This is a genomic window from Stenotrophomonas sp. YJH_SMC_82 (assembly GCF_059368875.1).
Genome location: NZ_JCAFSE010000001.1, coordinates 14,149 through 30,353 on the forward strand (window position 1 = coordinate 14,149; position 16,205 = coordinate 30,353).

Here is a 16,205-nt window from a genome sequence, read left to right on the forward strand (position 1 = left end):
GGCATCCTCGCCTGCATTCACGATGATCGCCACAAAGGTGCGTATTTTGACCGCCACTTAACAACCGATCCCGAATGACGTGATGCATTTCGCATCGTCACCTTCGGTCGGTATGCTGTCCCGCATGCAGCCAAAGAAATACGCCCTGCCGCTGATGGTCCTGTCGTTGGCCGCCACTTCCGTGGCCCACGCGCGCGGCACCATCGACAAGGTGGACATCAAGGGATTGGACAAGGGCGACGACGCCGCAATCATCGAGAACATCCAGGAATCGCTGTCGCTGTACGACACGATCGGCAAGGAACAGGGCGAATCGCGCCTGGAATACCTGCTGTCACAGGCCGAGCGGCAGACCCGCCAGGCACTGGAACCGTTCGGGTACTACAACCCGGTGATCAAGGTCGAGGCACCGCGCGAGGACGAACACGTGCGCGTGCTGATCCATGTCGACAAGGGCACCCCGGTGACCGTGCGCCGCGAGCACATCGACATCACCGGCCCGGCGATGTACGACCAGTACCTGCAGGATGACCTGGCCGCGTTCAAGCCGCGCAAGGGCCAGCGCTTCGAGCACACCCAGTACGAAGCCAGCAAGATCACCATCACCCGGCGCCTGGCCGAGCGCGGCTACTTCGACGCCGACTACACCCAGCGCCAGGTGCAGATCACCCGCGCCGACAACGCCGCCGACATCGACCTGACCTGGGACAGCGGCCGCCGCTACAACATGGGCCCGGTGCGCTTCCAGCAGGACTACTTCGTCGACAAGCTGTTCGATCCACTGGTCTACTGGGACCAGGGCAGCTACTACCACGAGGGCAAGCTGGACCGGCTGCGCGAGTCGCTGACCAAGCTGGACTACTTCAGCGTGATCGACATCCAGCCGCGCCCGGACCAGGCCGACGAGAACGGCGAAGTGCCGGTGGACGTGAAGCTGACGCGCGCCAAGCGCACCATCTATACCGCCGGCCTGAGCTACGGCAGCGAGAGCGGCCCGGGTGTACGCGGTGGCATCGAGCGGCGCTTCCTGAACAACCGCGGCCACAAGATGAACACGCAGCTGGACTATGCGCAGAAGCGCAAGAGCCTGGTCACCAGTTACCGCATTCCGGCCTTCAACTGGCTCGACGGCTGGTACACCTTCGCCGCCAGCGCGTACGACGAGCAGACCGACTACATCGATCTGCGCAACTTCAAGCTGATCGCCAGCCGCAGCGGCGAGATCAACGAGCACTGGACCGCGATCGCCTCGATCAACGCACTGCGCGAGCGCTGGCGCTACGCGTCCGGCACCGAATTCACCGACGCCGTCTACAACACCTCGACGCTGGTGTACCCGCAGATGGTTGCCGACTACGTCAACGTCGACGACGAGATGTTCCCGCGCAAGGGCATCAGCGGCGCGGCGACGGTGCGTGCCGGCGTGGAAGGCGCCGGCTCGGATACCAGCTTCGTGCAGGCCAACGCCGTGCTGCGCTGGTACATCCCGGTGGGTGAAAGCAACCGCCTGATCCTGCGCGGTGAAGGCGGCACCACGTGGACCAGCGACCTGGTGGCGATGCCACCGAGCCTGCGCTACTTCGCCGGCGGAGACCGCAGCATCCGCGGCTACGCTTATCGCGAAGTTGGTCCGCGCACGCCCAAACCCGACAAATATGCGCTGGGCGCAAAGAACCTGGTGATCGGCTCGGCCGAGTACGAACACTACTTCAATGGCGGCCCCTGGGGCGCGGCCGTGTTCGTCGATACCGGCAGTGCCTTCGACAACACCATTGACCTGCATACCGGCGTCGGCTTCGGCGTGCGCTGGAAATCGCCGGTGGGCCCGGTGCGGGTGGATATCGCGCACGGCCTGAACAATCCGGACTCGCAGTTCCAGCTGTACCTCAACATCGGAGCGGACCTGTGAGCACGCCCGCACCCACCCCGAACACGCCGCCGCCGCGCGTGCGTTTCTACCGCCGCCGCCGCTTCTGGGCGTGGTCCGGCGTGGGCGTGATCGGCCTGGTGCTGCTGGCGTTGCTGGCGGTGTACTGGCTGCTGCAGACCGTGGCCGGCCGCGATGTGCTGCTGGCCCAGGTGGTGGCGCGACTGCCGGCGGGCGCCAGCTTCACCTGGGACAAGGTGGACGGCCCGGTGGCCGGTCCGCTGACCCTGTACAACGTCGACTTCCGCTACGACGACATCCATTTCCACGCCGAGCGCGCGCACCTGGAGCCGGACCTGCGCCCGCTGCTGGGCCGCAAGCTGCTGCTGGACAAGCTGGAGCTGACCAACGCCACGCTGAACCTGGCCAAGAGTGACGAGCCGTTCAAGCTGCCGTCGTGGCCCGATTCGCTGCCGCAGATCGAAATGCCGCTGGCGATCCAGGCCGATGCCATTGCCATCGACGGCTTCCGCATCAGCCAGGCCAACGAGCCGGTGATCGACATCAGCCGTGTGCGTGGTGGCATCGAGATCGCCAATGGCGAGTTCCAGGCGCACAAGCTGGTCGTGGACAGCGACATGGGCAACTTCACCGCCCAGGGCCGTTACATTCCGGCCAAGGACTACGACACCGATGTGACGGTGACGGCGGTGCTGCCAGCACCGCGTGGGCGCACCGCCGCTACGGTGGGCCTGGTCGCACGTGGCGACCTGTCGCACATGGAAGTGGCCGTAGCCGGGCGCGCGCCGAAGCCGCTGCACGCGATGCTGGTGTTCGATGGCCGCACCGACCCGAGCTGGAGCGCCCGCATCCGCAGTGACGAGCTGGATCTGGCGCTGTTGTCGCCAGCATTGGCGAGCTCGGCGATTGCGCCGTTGTCGCTGGACTTCACCGCCGCCGGCAAGGGCGGCAATGCCAACCTGCGCGGCAGGGTGAAGCAGGGCGACCAGGAGCTGGAACTGGCACCGTCGGTGGTGTCGCTGCAGGACCAGGTGCTGAAGGTCTCACCGCTGCTGGTGAAGGGCCTCGGTGGCGAAGCGCGGCTGGAAGGCACCGCCGACTTCAGCCAGGACGATCAGCAGAAACTCAATTTCTCGGTGGTCGCACGCGATCTGACCTACGTGCCGGCACCCGACCCGAACACGGCTGGCAGCGCACCGGTGCCGGTCACCCTGAAGGAAGCACGCTTCGGCCTGGCCGGTACCCTGAAGGCCTGGGCGGCGATCGGCCGTGCCGAGATCGAACGCGAGGCGCAGAAGGCGCAGCTGCAGTTCGACGTACGCGGCAATGACCAGGCCGCGTCGATCCACCAGCTGCAGGCGCAGACGCCGGGTGGGCAGCTGCAGGTGGAAGGCCAGGTGGCCTGGGCGCCGCAGCTGGACTGGGACGCCAAGGCCACGCTGAAGGACTTCGACCCCGGCTATTTCGTGCCGGGCTGGAGCGGCCGCCTGTCCGGCAACCTGGCCTCCAAGGGCCGTCAGCTGCCGCCGCCGGCCAATGCCGCACCGGGCACGGCCGGCACGCTGGAAGCCACCGTCGACCTGCCGTCGCTGAAGGGCATCCTGCGCCAGCGCAACCTTGATGCACAGGGCAAGTTCGCGCTGCAGGGCGCGCAGGGCCAGGGTGACCTGAAGCTGTCGCTGGGCAGCAGCCGGGTGACCGCGTCGGGCAAGGTCGGCGACCGCCTCGACATCGATGCACGTTTCGAACCGCTGCAGCTGAGTGACCTGCTGCCGGGCGCCGACGGTGGCCTGCGCGGCCAGGTGCAGGTGAAGGGGCCGCGCGATGCGCCGGACATCACCGCCGACCTGGTCGGCAATAACCTCAACTGGGAGGGCTACGGCGCCGAGAGCGTGAGCATCAAGGGCCACCTGCCTTGGCGCGGCGACAGCGGCACGCTGGCGGTGCAGGGCCAGCAGGTCAACGCCGGCATGCTGCTGGAGCGCTTGAACGTGGATGCGCAGGGCAGTGTGTCCAACCTGCGCCTGGCTGCGCAGACCCGCAATGAGATGGGCGCGATCGAGCTGCAGGGCAGCGTGCGCCAGCAGGGGGCGCAGTGGCGTGGCGAGCTGGCCTCGCTGCGCATCGCACCGGTGAAGGGTGATGCGTGGTCGCTGCGTGCACCGGCGGCGTTCGCGATCAACGGCAGCACCTACACCCTGTCCGAAGCCTGCCTGGCCGCCGCCAGCAGCGGCGCGCTGTGCGCACAGGCCAACTGGCCGCGAGAAGGCCTGGTGCTGCGCAGTGACGCGCTGCCGCTGGCGCTGGTGCAGCCGTGGCTGCCGCCGCAGTCCGGCCGCCGCATCTACCTGCGCGGCGACGTCAGCCTGGACGCGCAGATCCGCCCGCGTGGCGCGGCCTGGGAAGGCCATGTGGAAGTGCGCTCGAAGGAAGGCGGCGTGCGCCTGGGCGAGAACCGCAACACCGTGGGCGATACCACCCGCGGCGAGCTGGTGCGCTATGACCAGTTCTCGCTGAAGCTCGACATGACCCCGGCCAGCATCAAGGGCTACCTGGGCATGGGCTTCCAGGGCAATGGTTTCGTCGACGCGAAGATGCAGACCGGCTGGGAAGCCAGCGCACCGCTGAACGGTGAGCTCTACCTCAACATGTCGCGGCTGTACTGGCTGGAGCTGTTCTCGCCGGACATCGTGCGCCCGACCGGCCTGATCGAAGGCCACGTCAGCCTGCGCGGTACGCGCGGGCAGCCGTCGCTGGGCGGCGACGCGCAGCTGAGCAACTTCAAGGGCGAATTCCCCGCGCTTGGCCTGACCTTCGACCAGGGCAAGGGCAGCTTCGTGGCCCAGCCCGACGGCTCGGCCAAGATCACCGCGCAGGCCAACTCGGGCCAGGGCACGCTGTATGTCGACGGCGGCCTGTCGTGGTTCGGTGATGCACAGCCGCTGCAGCTGAAGATCCACGGCGAGAACGTGCTGCTGTCCAACACCAGCGAGCTGCGCATCGTCGCCAACCCCAACCTCGACTTCACGTTGGCCAAGGCGGCGATGGAGCTGCGTGGCACCGTGCACGTGCCCGAGGCCGACATCGACCTGGAGCGCCTGGACCGTGGCACCTCGGTGTCCGAAGACGTGGTGGTGCTGGACCCGGCCGATCCGGAAGAGTCGCGCACCTCGCCGCTGGACATGGACCTGACGGTCAGCCTCGGCGACAAGGTGAAGATGACCGGCTTCGGCCTGAAGGGCGCGCTGACCGGCAAGATGCAGGTCTGGGCCAAGCCCGGCCGTGAAATGACCGCCAATGGCGGCCTGGAAGTGAGCGGCCGCTACAAGGCGTATGGGCAGGACCTGACCATCACCCGCGGCAACCTCACCTGGAACTACAACGCGGTGTCCGACCCGCGCATCAACATCCGCGCCGAGCGCCGGATCGGTGATGTCACCGCCGGCATCGACGTGACCGGGCGTGCGCAGCAGCCGCGCGCGGACGTGTGGTCCGATCCGGCGATGTCGCAGTCCGAGGCACTGGCCTATCTGGTGCTGGGACGCAGCCTGACCGGTGCCAGCAGCGACCAGGCGCAGCAGGTCAACGCGGCCTCGGCGGCGCTCTCGGCGGGCAGCGGCCTGCTGGCTTCGCAGCTGGGCGCCAAGCTGGGCCTGGACGACGCCGGCGTGAGCCAGTCGCGCGCGCTGGGCGGCTCGGTGATCGGTGTCGGCAAGTACATCTCGCCCAAGCTGTACGTCGGCTACGGCGTGTCGCTGGTCGGTGCCGGTTCGGTGATCACGCTGAAGTACCTGCTGCGCCGCGGGTTCGACGTGGAAGTGGAGTCGAGCACCGTGGAAAACCGCGGGTCGATCAACTGGCGGCGGGAGAAATAACCCGCTGCCCCTCAACCACCCTCTGTGTCGGGATCGGTCTGGCTGACAACGGCGAAGGAGGGGGCTGGCCTGCGCGGACGAGGCCCGTGCGTGAGCATGCCGTGCCCATCAAGCGCCGACGGTGGCTCGACGGGCGCTGGCGCGGACGCCGTCCGCGATGGGGTGCCTCCAACGAAAGGCGTCAGCATGAGGACGCCAGACACGATGACCACCGAGGCATGGATTGCCACGTGTTTCATGCTGGACGTGCTGATCGGGATAGGGCGAGCGGCATCACCGAGCAATGCCAGCGCTGCCAGAACGGCCAGCACGACGAGAGCGCCCAGCAGGCAGCGGACAATGGCCACCTGCATCTTCATGAGATTGAAGTGCCCGGGTTGGGATACCGCCATCCAGAAGGCGACCTGATCCGTGTCCAGTGGCGCCAGCGTGTCACGGACACCATGCACTCCCAGACGCTGCATCGTTTGCCGCATGATGCCAGCACGCCCGGGCACGCTGGCCGACAGCAGCGATTGCAGCCAGTGCCACGGTCGGGTCAAGCGTTCCATGCGGGCATGGGCCTCGGTTACGGACACGCGGTCATGCGGTCGGTCCAGGGCTGCGGTGAGGGCCGTGTGGTTGCGCGGCTGCAGCTGCCAGCGGCGATGCAGCAGGTTGCGCCGTGCGCGGACCCGGTAGGGATCGATATCAGCCCGGATCTCATCCCAGCAGAAGTATCGACCGAGCAGATCGAAGTTGGACTCGCACAGCGGCTGGCCCTGGTGCAGCAGCTGCTGCAGTACCACGTCACCGATACGCGGCCTGTCGGCCAATGACCACAGCTCCGGGCGATGGGCCAGCCAGTGCTCGAAGCTGGCCGGGTCGGCGTCGCCGGCGGTGTTGATCAGCAGGCGCGCAAACCGGGGCAGGTTCAATGATGGCTCCACCACATCGTCCGGCATGTCGGTGTCGGGCGTGCATGGATGATGCAGCACCGGCATCTCGTCCATCGGCGAATGGCTGTCGTACGGCGCCGGTGGGCCGGGTGGGCTGTTGTCTGCAGGTGGCGTCGACAGCGCTTCTGCACCGCTTTCCTCCTGCCATTGCGTGCGGCTGCGTGCCCACAGCAGGGCCTGCTGGTAAGCCTCGTGCAGCGCCTGGAATGCCACCGGGTCTTCGTCCGGGCGTGCCGCGCGCAGTCTCTGCGCGTAGGCGCGCTTGATCGCCTTTTCGTCGGCGCTGGCGTCGAGCCCGAGAGCGTCCAGTGCCCGGTTCACACGGTGTTTCCAGAAGCAGGTGGAGGCAGGTCGATCGACAGGCGACGGCACCTGTCACGCAGGAACCAGGTGGTCCATAGCAGCAGGACCAGGGCGCAGCCCACTTCGGGGACGAACATGCCGATGCCCGGTCCAATCAGGTTGCGCGGCCGGAATCCCCGGCCATCCTCGCGCCGGATCCAGCGTGCCGTCGCCAGAGCAAGGCCAGGGAACAGCAGCAACGTACCTTCCAGCCGCAGATCCAGGCCATGGACCAGGATCAGGCTGGCGAGGGCGATCAGCGGCGCTGGCAACGCCAGTAGCCATCCCCAGCGCGAAGGGGGCAGATCCAGCGTCAGCTGGCGCAGCGCCCAACGGACATGGACCCACAGAGCGCCGGCCAGGGCGAGCAGGACCCCGAGCAGCACGCCGCCTATGCCGAGCGCGGCGGCGGTGCGCAGGTCACGCTGGGCAAGACTCATGAGAGTCGAGCCACCGGCAATCGCGAGCGTCAGGGCAGCCAACAGGCCGCCCCGCAGCGCATTGACCTGGCAACGCCAGCGGTTGGGACGGGAAACGTCGGCAAGGCTGCGCCAGAACTGCACCTGCTGCCGATCCCAGGCGGCGGGCAATGGCTCCTGGCCGCCGCGTTCCAGCGCATCCAGCAGCGCGTTGACCTCAATGATGTGCTCGGGCAGCTGCGCCTGCCAGAGGGATCGTCGCGCGTGCCATGGCTGCGACAGGTAGCGCAGGCAACGCGCAAGGGTGACCCTCCCCAGCCGCAGGCTGCCCTCTTGTTCAAGCAGTGCCGACAGCTCTGCCGCATTCCCGGTCTCGGCGGCCCAGCGTCGATGACCGCGCGACTGGATCGATGCCAGCCTGTCCGGATCCACGCCATCGTGTACATCATCCCAGCCAAAGCAGCGTGCCAGCAGACCCATGTTGGCTGCGCTGACGCTGTTGTGACTGCGTGCCAGTTCATCCAGCAGCGCGTCGCCCACCAATGGCTTGTAGCGCAGCGACCACAGCACCGGCGTGGCCTCCAGCCAGGGGCCGAAGTCTTCAGGGGAAGACAGATGGGCCATGCGCAGGATCGTGTGCGCATGGCCCGATACGTGGACCGCTCCCTCCAGTTCCGCCACTGGTGCCGTGCGCAGCAGCACAGGCGTGCCGCGAGGTGGCCATGGAGGCGAGTACGAACGCGTTTCGGGCGGCGCCCATGCCACGTCTGCGTCGGGCGGCCAGGGTGCGATGTCGGTTGCATGCTTCGCCGGTTCGTCTTCGTCCGCGATATCGGCCAGCGCTTCCTGGCGGACCCAGTCCAATGCCGCCTGATAGGCCTCATGCAGATGCTGGAAGGCGACCGGATCCTCGTCAGGGCGCGTCACCCGCAGGCGCTTTGCATAGGCGCGCTTGACCGCGCGCTCGTCAGCCGTTTGGTCCAGCTCCAGGACGTGCAGTGCCCAGCTCATGCATCGCGCTCGAGGGCGTCGAGTGCCTCGTCCAGCTGACGGCGATGACGCTCGACGGCAACGGCATCCTGGCTCTCCAGCACATGGCGGAAGCTGCTCAGCCACGACTGCAACTGTTCACGGTGATGGATGCGTTCCTCGTACAGGCGCTCGGTGCGGGCGATCACCGCGAGGTTGGGCTGGGCGTCACGCGGGTGGATCTTCAGCGCTTCCAGCGCGCGCAGGCGCTGCTGGATCTCTTCGGGTGACAGCAGCCCGGGATTCTGTTCCAGGATGAGCTCGTGGCGCCTGCCGGTGGCATCCTCGGTGACTTCCACCTGCAGCAGCCCGTTCACGTCGTAGGTGAAGCGGGCGGTGACGCTGCGTTCCTGCATCGGGACAGAATGGGTCAGCGGCACGGTCAGCTCACCGAGCTTGATGTTGCGATCCACCGTCGGGCTCTCGCCCTGGAACACGTCGATGCGGATGGCACTTTGCCGCTCGTGCAGCGGGTAGAAGCGATCCTCGCGGCTGACCGGCACCACGCTGTTGCGCTGGATGATCGGGTGGAAATAGCCGCTGCGCTCGCCACCGGCAGCATCCTGGCGGGACACCTGCGTGCCAAGCGTGTAGGGGCAGACATCGGTCAGCACGACTTCGCGCAGCGATTCGTCGCGCGCCTTCAATCCCGCTGCAACGGCGGCACCCAAGGCAATCGCCTGGTCCGGATGGACATGGCGCAGCGGCAGCCGGCCGAACATGCGGGTCGCAAGCCTGCTGACCATCGGCATGCGTACCGCACCGCCGACCAGGATGATGTCGTCCAGCGCCTCGGGCTTGAGCCGGGCGTCGCGGATCGCGCGCTCGATGGGCGCGCGCATGCGCAGCAGCAGTGGCTCGCAGAGCTGGGCGTAGCGAGCTTCATCCAGCTGCCACTGGCGTTCGCTGCCGGCCAGGGGCAACTGCAGGCTGGCAGTGCCGCTCTGGCTGAGTTCGCGCTTGAACAGTTCCAGCCGACGCAGCAGCTGCGCCTGCTCGGCAGCGGACAGGTCGCTGGCGGACGTGCCCTGGTCGGCGTGGAAGGCCTGCACGAGTACCTGCAGGAAATCCTCGCCGCCCAGGAAATTGTCGCCGGCGCTGGCATGCACTTCGACCACGCCATCGAACAGTTCCAGGATGGAGACGTCGAAGGTGCCGCCGCCCAGGTCCAGCACCAGCACGCGGCCTTCGCCGTCACGCTCCTGCAGACCATAGGCCAGCGCAGCGGCCGTGGGTTCATTGATCAGGCGCTCGACGCGGATGCCGGCCAGTTCGCCGGCGGCCCGGGTGGCCTTGCGCTGGGCGTCGGAGAAGTAGGCCGGCACGCTGATCACCGCTTCCTCCACCTTGTGGCCCAGGGCGGCTTCGGCGTCGGCCAGCAGCGAGCGCAGCACCATGGCCGAGAGCTCCTCGGGACGGAAACTGCGCTCACCCAGCCGGGTCTCACGGTCGCTGCCCATCCAGCGCTTGAAATGGGCCACGGTCTGCTGCGGATGGCTGACCAGGCGGTCACGGGCCGGCTGGCCGACCAGTACGGCACCATCGACGAGGCTGACCACCGAAGGGGTCAACAGCTCGCCATGGGCATTGGGGAACAGCTGCGGCCCTGCTGCCGTGTGCCTGCCGATGAGGGAATGGGTGGTGCCAAGATCGATGCCGACGATCATCTGCGAACGTCCGATGTGCAGAAAACGGCAATTCTAGGAGCGCGGCGCAGGCCTGACTATCGGGCGTTGCCCGACAGCGCCCCACGGGCTATGGTCCCGGGCTGTTCTGTCGTACCGGATTGCCTCATGTCACCACGCAAAGCCCTCCCCACCGCCCTGGCCCTGGGCCTGACCCTCGCCACCGGCGCCCACGCCGATGAAGGCATGTGGATGCCGACGCAGCTGCCGGACCTGGCCCAACCGCTGCAGGCCGCTGGCTTCAAGGGCAATCCGGCCGACCTGGCCAACGTCACCGCGCCGCCGCTGAGCGCCGTGGTGCGCGCCGGTGGTGGCACCGGTTCGTTTGTGTCCGCCGACGGCCTGCTGCTGACCAACCACCACGTGGCGATGGGCGTGATCCAGTACAACAGCTCGCCCGAGCACGACCTGATCGCTGGTGGCTTCATCGCCAGGGACCGTGCCGACGAGCGCCCGGCCAACCCGGACTTCCGCGTGCTGGTCACCGTCGGCTTCGACAAGGTGACCGACCAGGTGCTGGCACAGGCCCATGGCAAGACCGGCCGTGCCTACTTCGATGCCGTGGATGCAGCCAGCAAGCAGATCGTGGCCGAGTGCGAGAAGGACGGCAGCGTGCGCTGCTCGGTGGCCAACATGTACTACGGCACCGATTTCTACCGCATTGCCCAGCTGGAACTGAGCGACGTGCGCCTGGTGTATGCGCCGCCGCGTGCGATCGGCAACTACGGCGATGAGATCGACAACTTCATGTGGCCCCGCCACACCGGCGACTTCACCCTGCTGCGCGCCTACGTGGGCAAGGACGGCAAGCCGGCCGCCTACAGCAAGGACAACGTGCCCTACCAGGCGCCGGCACACCTGCAGATGTCGGTGGAAGGCCCGAAGGAAGGCGATTACGCGATGCTGGCCGGTTACCCGGGCATCACCTACCGCCACCGCACCGCGGCCGAATTCGCCGGCCAGATCGATACCGTGCTGCCGCGCCGCGTATCGTTGTTCCAGCAGATGATCGACACCATCGAGGCCGCCAGCGCCAAGGACGCGCAGGCGCGTACCCGCTACGCCTCGCAGCTGCAGTCGCTGAAGAACAACCGCAAGCGCGCCGCCGGCGAACTGGAAGGCCTGCTGCGCAGCGATGCGAAGGCCCAGCGTGCCGCCGACGAGACGGCCATGCTGGCTGCCACCGACCGCAGGTACCAGGGTGACATCAAGGCGCTGCTGGCCAACCTGTCGCAGGGTGCGGCGGTGGGCGAGCGTGACCTGCTGCTGGAGCAGATGGCCGCGCAGAGCCAGCTGCTGCGCTCGGCGCTGCTGCTGGAGCGCCTGCGCATCGAATCGGCCAAGCCGGACGCGCAGCGCGAGAGCGGCTACCAGCAGCGCGACCAGGCGATGATCGAAGGGGTGCTCAAGCAGGTCCAGCGCCGTTACGCGCCGGAGGTCGAGAAGGCCCTGCTGACCACCCTGCTGACCCGCTACCAGCAGCTGCCGGACGCGCAGCGCGTGGCCGAGTTCGACGCGGCCTTTGGTCGTACCCCACAGCAGCTGGCCAAGGCGCTGGACACCCTGTATGCCGGTACCCAGCTGGGTGAGGAAGCGCAGCGCCTGTCGCGCTTTGCCGCCGCACGCGAAGGCAAGGCACTGGCCGCCGATCCGCTGATCAGCGTGGCCGGTCCGCTGGTGGCCGCGCAGCTGCGCATCGAGAACGAGAGCAAGACGCGCGAAGGCGAGCAGCTGCGCCTGCGCCCGGCGTACATGCAGGCGCTGTTCGCCTGGCGTGCCAAGCAGGGCCGCGCGGTGTATCCGGATGCCAACCGCACCCTGCGCATCAGCTACGGCAAGGTCGAGGCGCTGCACCCGCGCGATGGCGTGACCTACTCGCCGGTGACCACCGTGGCCGGCATCGTCGAGAAGAACACCAACGCCTATCCGTTCGATGCCCCCAAGCCGTTGCTGGCAGCGATCGCCAAGGGTGACTTCGGCAGCACCGCCGATCCGGCACTGAAGACCCAGACGGTCAACTTCCTGACCAACCTGGACACCACGGGCGGCAACTCCGGCTCGCCGGTGCTCAACGCCAGGGGCGAACTGATCGGCCTGAACTTCGACAGCAACTGGGAGTCGGTCAGCGCCAGCTGGTGGTTCGACCCGCGCTACAAGCGCGCCGTGCACGTGGACATGCGCTACCTGCGCTGGCTGCTGGCCAAGGTCTACCCGGCGCCCGAGCTGCTGAAGGAAATGGGCGTGCCGGCCCAATAACGCCGGTACCTGGCAGGCGCCCACCGCTTCCTGGTGGGTGCCCATTGATTCCCGGTAGGTGCCCACTGTTAGTGGGCACGGATGTCCCCGTCACGACCAACGGTCGTGACCCACCAGACGGATCAACGATCGTGACCTACTGCCATGCTCCACCCTTGCGGTCCTTCCTCGTGACCTACCCGCACGACCAGCGGTCGTGATCTACTGACCCCTGTCCTGACGGAAACGCACGCGTGGTCTCCAGCTGGATCCTGCTGCTGGTCTCGGTTGCCTATGCCGCGCTGCTGTTCGGCGTGGCGTGGTGGGGCGACCGTCGGCCGATGTACCCCGACCGGCCGTGGCTGCGGCCGGTGGTCTACAGCCTGGCACTGGCCGTGTACTGCTCGTCGTGGACCTTCTACGGCGCGGTCGGCACCGCCGTGCGCAACGGCGTGGGCTACCTGCCCATCTACATCGGCCCGCTGCTGCTGCTGCTGTTCGGCTGGCGCATCATCGAGCGCCTGGCGCTGATCGCGCGCAGCCAGAACGTGGTCTCCATCGCCGACTTCATCTCCTCGCGCTTCGGTCGCTCGCGGCGGCTGGCGGCGCTGGTGGCGATCATCGCGCTGATCGGCATCATTCCGTACCTGGCGCTGCAGTACAAAGCGGTGGCGATGAGCCTGCAGGTGCTGACCGGCAACACCGGCCCGACCGGCTTCTTCACCGATCCCGCGCTGTACGTGGCGCTGCTGATGGCGCTGTTCGCCACCCTGTTCGGTACCCGCCAGGTCGATGCCACCGAACACCACCACGGCATGATGCTGGCCATCGCCTTCGAATCGGTGATCAAGCTGCTGGCGATGCTGGCCGTGGGCGTGTTCGCCTACCTGTGGCTGAGCAACCGCACCGACGCGGTGGTCGAGTCGGTGCATACGCTGTTCACCGGCCTGCCGCCGGTGGGCTTCATCTCGCAGACGCTGCTCAGTTTCCTGGCCATCATCTGCCTGCCGCGCCAGTTCCACGTGGCTGTGGTCGAGTGCGGCGATGTGCGCGACGTGCGCCGCGCGCGCTGGATGTTCGGCGGCTACCTGGTACTGATCTCGGGCATGGTGCTGCCGATCGCCACCGCCGGCGTGACCCTGTTCGGCACCGGCGGCAGCGTCGCCGACGACTCGATGGTGCTGGCCCTGCCGCTGGCCGAGGGCCGCAACGCGCTGGCGCTGATCGCCTACGTGGGCGGCTTTTCGGCGGCCACCGGCATGGTCATCGTGTCGTCCATCGCGCTGGCTACCATGGTCAGCAACGACCTGGTGATGCCGGTGCTGCTGCGTCGGAGCGGTGATCACCAGGAGGCCGCCGACGTCGCCTCGCGCGTGCTGTGGATCCGCCGCCTGGCGATCCTGCTGCTGGCGTTGATGGCCTACAGCTACTACCGCACCAGCAGCAACGACAGCACCCTGGCCTCGTACGGCCTGATGGCGTTCGCAGCGGTGGCGCAGTTCGCGCCCGGCCTGATCGGCGGCCTGTACTGGCGCGGTGCCAGCCGGCGTGGCGTCGAGGTGGGCATGCTGCTCGGCTTCGCCACCTGGCTGTACACCCTGCTGTTGCCGGCGATGACCATGGCCGGCTGGGTCGATGCCGCCTGGGTGCAGCACGGCCCGTTCGGCATTGAGTGGCTGCGCCCGCAGCAGCTGTTCGGCATGACCGGCTGGGATCCGCTGACCCATGGCACGTTCTGGTCGCTGCTGGTCAATGCGGCGACGATGATGCTGGTGTCCGCACGCTGGCGACCCGGCGTCGACGAGCGCCTGCGCGCTGCCCCCTTCCTCGACCCGTATGCCGAACGCCCGTCGGTGGCCGGCGGCTGGCCCGGCCACGTGCACGTGGGCGACCTGCTGGCACTGGCCTCGCGCGTGGTCGGCGAGCGCCACGCGCGGCGTTCGTTCTTCGAGCAGGCGCAGTCGCTGGGCCGCGAGCTGCAATCCTCGGCGCCTGCGGACCGGCCGTGGGTACAGTTCACCGAGCGTCTGTTGGCGGCCTCGATCGGCGCGGCATCGGCGCGCCTGCTGCTGACCAGCCTGCTGCGTGGCTCGGGCATGGACCTGGGCGAAGTGGTGGCGGTGCTGGACGAAGCGGGGCAGGAGCTGCGCTTCAACCGCGAGATCCTGTCGACCACGCTGGAGAACATCAGCGCCGGGGTCAGCGTGGTTGATCCGGATATGCGCCTGACCGCATGGAACCGCCGCTACCAGGACATGTTCGGCTACCCCGACGGCATGCTCTACGTGGGCCGCCCGGTGGCCGACCTGATCCGCTACAACGCCGAGCGCGGCGAGCTGGGCGAGGGCGATATCGAAGTGCAGATCAACCGCCGCATCGGCTACATGCGCGCCGGCTCACCGCACGTGTTCGAGCGCACCCGCAGCGACGGCAAGGTGATCGAGATGCGCGGGCAGGCGCTGCCCGGCGGCGGCTACGTGACCAGCTACAACGACATCACCGACTACAAGCACGCAGAAAAAGCCCTGCTGGAAGCCAACGAGACGCTGGAACAGCGCGTGGCCGAGCGCTCGCACGAGGCCGAGGTCGCGCAGCAGTCGAAGACCCGCTTCCTGGCGGCGATCAGCCATGACGTGTTGCAGCCATTGAACGCCGCACGGCTGTTTGCTTCGGCGCTGCGCGACAGCGACCATGTGAGCGACGAGCAGAAGCACCTGGCCGAGCGCGTGGATGCGTCGCTGCGTGCTGCCGAAGAGCTGCTTGATGGCCTGCTGGACGTGTCGCGGCTGGATGCCGGTGGCCTGCACCCGGTGATCGGCGAGTTCGACGTGAGCGCGCTGATGCGCGAACTGGCCGCGCAGTACACGCCGGTCGCCGCCGGCCGTGGCCTGCGCCTGGACCTGTTCACGCGTCCGGCCTGGGTGCGCAGTGATCGCCGCCTGCTGCGCCGCGTGCTGCAGAACTTCCTGGCCAATGCGCTGCGCTACACCCGTCAGGGCCGCATCGTGCTGGCGGTGCGCCAGCGTGGCAACGAAGTGGAGCTGCAGGTATGGGATACCGGCCCGGGCATTCCCGAGCACCACATGCGGCAGATCTTCGACGAGTTCCACCGCTACCAGCAGCCGTTCGATTGGGGCGAACAGGGGTTGGGCCTGGGCCTGTCGATCTGCCAGCGCATCTCGCGCCTGCTTGACCATCGCCTCAATGCGCGCAGCCGGGTTGGCAAGGGCTCGATGTTCTCGATCATCCTGCCGCGGGTGGCGCCGCTGCCGGGCTATACCGAACTGGCCGCGCCGGTACAGGCCGCAGCCGCGCCGCTGCGCAGCGATTCGCTGGCCGGCCTGCGCGTGCTGTGCGTCGACAACGACGAAGAGATCCTCGACGGCATGCGCGCGCTGCTCGGTCGCTGGCAGGTGCAGGTGATTACGGCATCGACGGTGGATCAGGCGCTGGAGAAAGTGGCCGAGCGGCCGCAGGTGATGCTGGTGGACTACCACCTGCACGACCGCATGGACGGCCTGGATGCGCTGGTGGCGCTGCGTGAAGCCGCCGGTTACCCGCTGCCGGGTGCGTTGTTGACCGCCGATGGCCGCGACGAACTGAAGCGGATGGCACGCGAACGCGGCTACCGCGTGCTGACCAAGCCGATCAAGCCGGCCTCGCTGCGCGCCTTCCTGGGCGCGCTGCGCGATGCCGGCAATAGCGATGCCTGATCGGCAATTGTAGAGCCGAGCCCATGCTCGGCTCCCGAACGCATAGCGGCGCCGATATAGCCATCGCTATACAAACCAGCC

At 67.8% G+C, this 16,205-nt stretch carries 7 protein-coding genes; 4 read left to right on the top strand and 3 right to left on the bottom strand.

Annotation, left to right across the window (positions count from 1 at the left end):
- Nucleotides 1-112: 112 nt before the first annotated feature.
- Both AC5P53_RS00070 and AC5P53_RS00075 read left to right on the top strand, forming a co-directional pair.
- Complete coding sequence (locus AC5P53_RS00070; protein WP_111205391.1) at nt 113-1,909, top strand: autotransporter assembly complex protein TamA; 1,797 nt, start codon at nt 113-115, stop codon at nt 1,907-1,909.
- Nucleotides 1,906-5,763, top strand: a complete 3,858-nt coding sequence (locus AC5P53_RS00075; protein ID WP_288495543.1) for a translocation/assembly module TamB domain-containing protein — start codon at nt 1,906-1,908, stop codon at nt 5,761-5,763. The genes AC5P53_RS00070 and AC5P53_RS00075 overlap by 4 nt, the downstream gene beginning before the upstream one ends.
- A gap of 11 nt (nt 5,764-5,774) precedes the next feature.
- Here AC5P53_RS00075 and AC5P53_RS00080 read toward each other — a convergent pair whose 3' ends face one another.
- The 3 genes from AC5P53_RS00080 to AC5P53_RS00090 form a co-directional block, all read right to left on the bottom strand.
- A complete protein-coding gene (locus AC5P53_RS00080) occupies nt 5,775-6,914 on the bottom strand; it encodes a heat-shock protein (RefSeq protein WP_495227036.1) in 1,140 nt (379 codons plus the stop codon).
- Between the two features lie 104 nt (nt 6,915-7,018).
- Entirely contained in the window at nt 7,019-8,473 is a 1,455-nt protein-coding gene (locus tag AC5P53_RS00085; RefSeq protein WP_288495537.1) for a J domain-containing protein, read from the bottom strand.
- Entirely contained in the window at nt 8,470-10,158 is a 1,689-nt protein-coding gene (locus tag AC5P53_RS00090) for a molecular chaperone HscC (RefSeq protein WP_046433293.1), read from the bottom strand. Before AC5P53_RS00090 ends, AC5P53_RS00085 begins: the two co-directional genes overlap by 4 nt.
- Before the next feature lie 126 nt (nt 10,159-10,284).
- Between AC5P53_RS00090 and AC5P53_RS00095 the strand changes: the two genes are divergently transcribed.
- Both AC5P53_RS00095 and AC5P53_RS00100 read left to right on the top strand, forming a co-directional pair.
- Nucleotides 10,285-12,432, top strand: coding sequence for a S46 family peptidase (locus AC5P53_RS00095; protein WP_495227037.1), 2,148 nt, complete (start codon nt 10,285-10,287; stop codon nt 12,430-12,432).
- A 233-nt stretch (nt 12,433-12,665) separates the two neighbouring features.
- The gene (locus tag AC5P53_RS00100) at nt 12,666-16,124 is read left to right on the top strand and encodes a hybrid sensor histidine kinase/response regulator (RefSeq protein WP_014648893.1); all 3,459 of its coding nucleotides are present in this window, start codon (nt 12,666-12,668) and stop codon (nt 16,122-16,124) included.
- Nucleotides 16,125-16,205 lie beyond the last annotated feature (81 nt).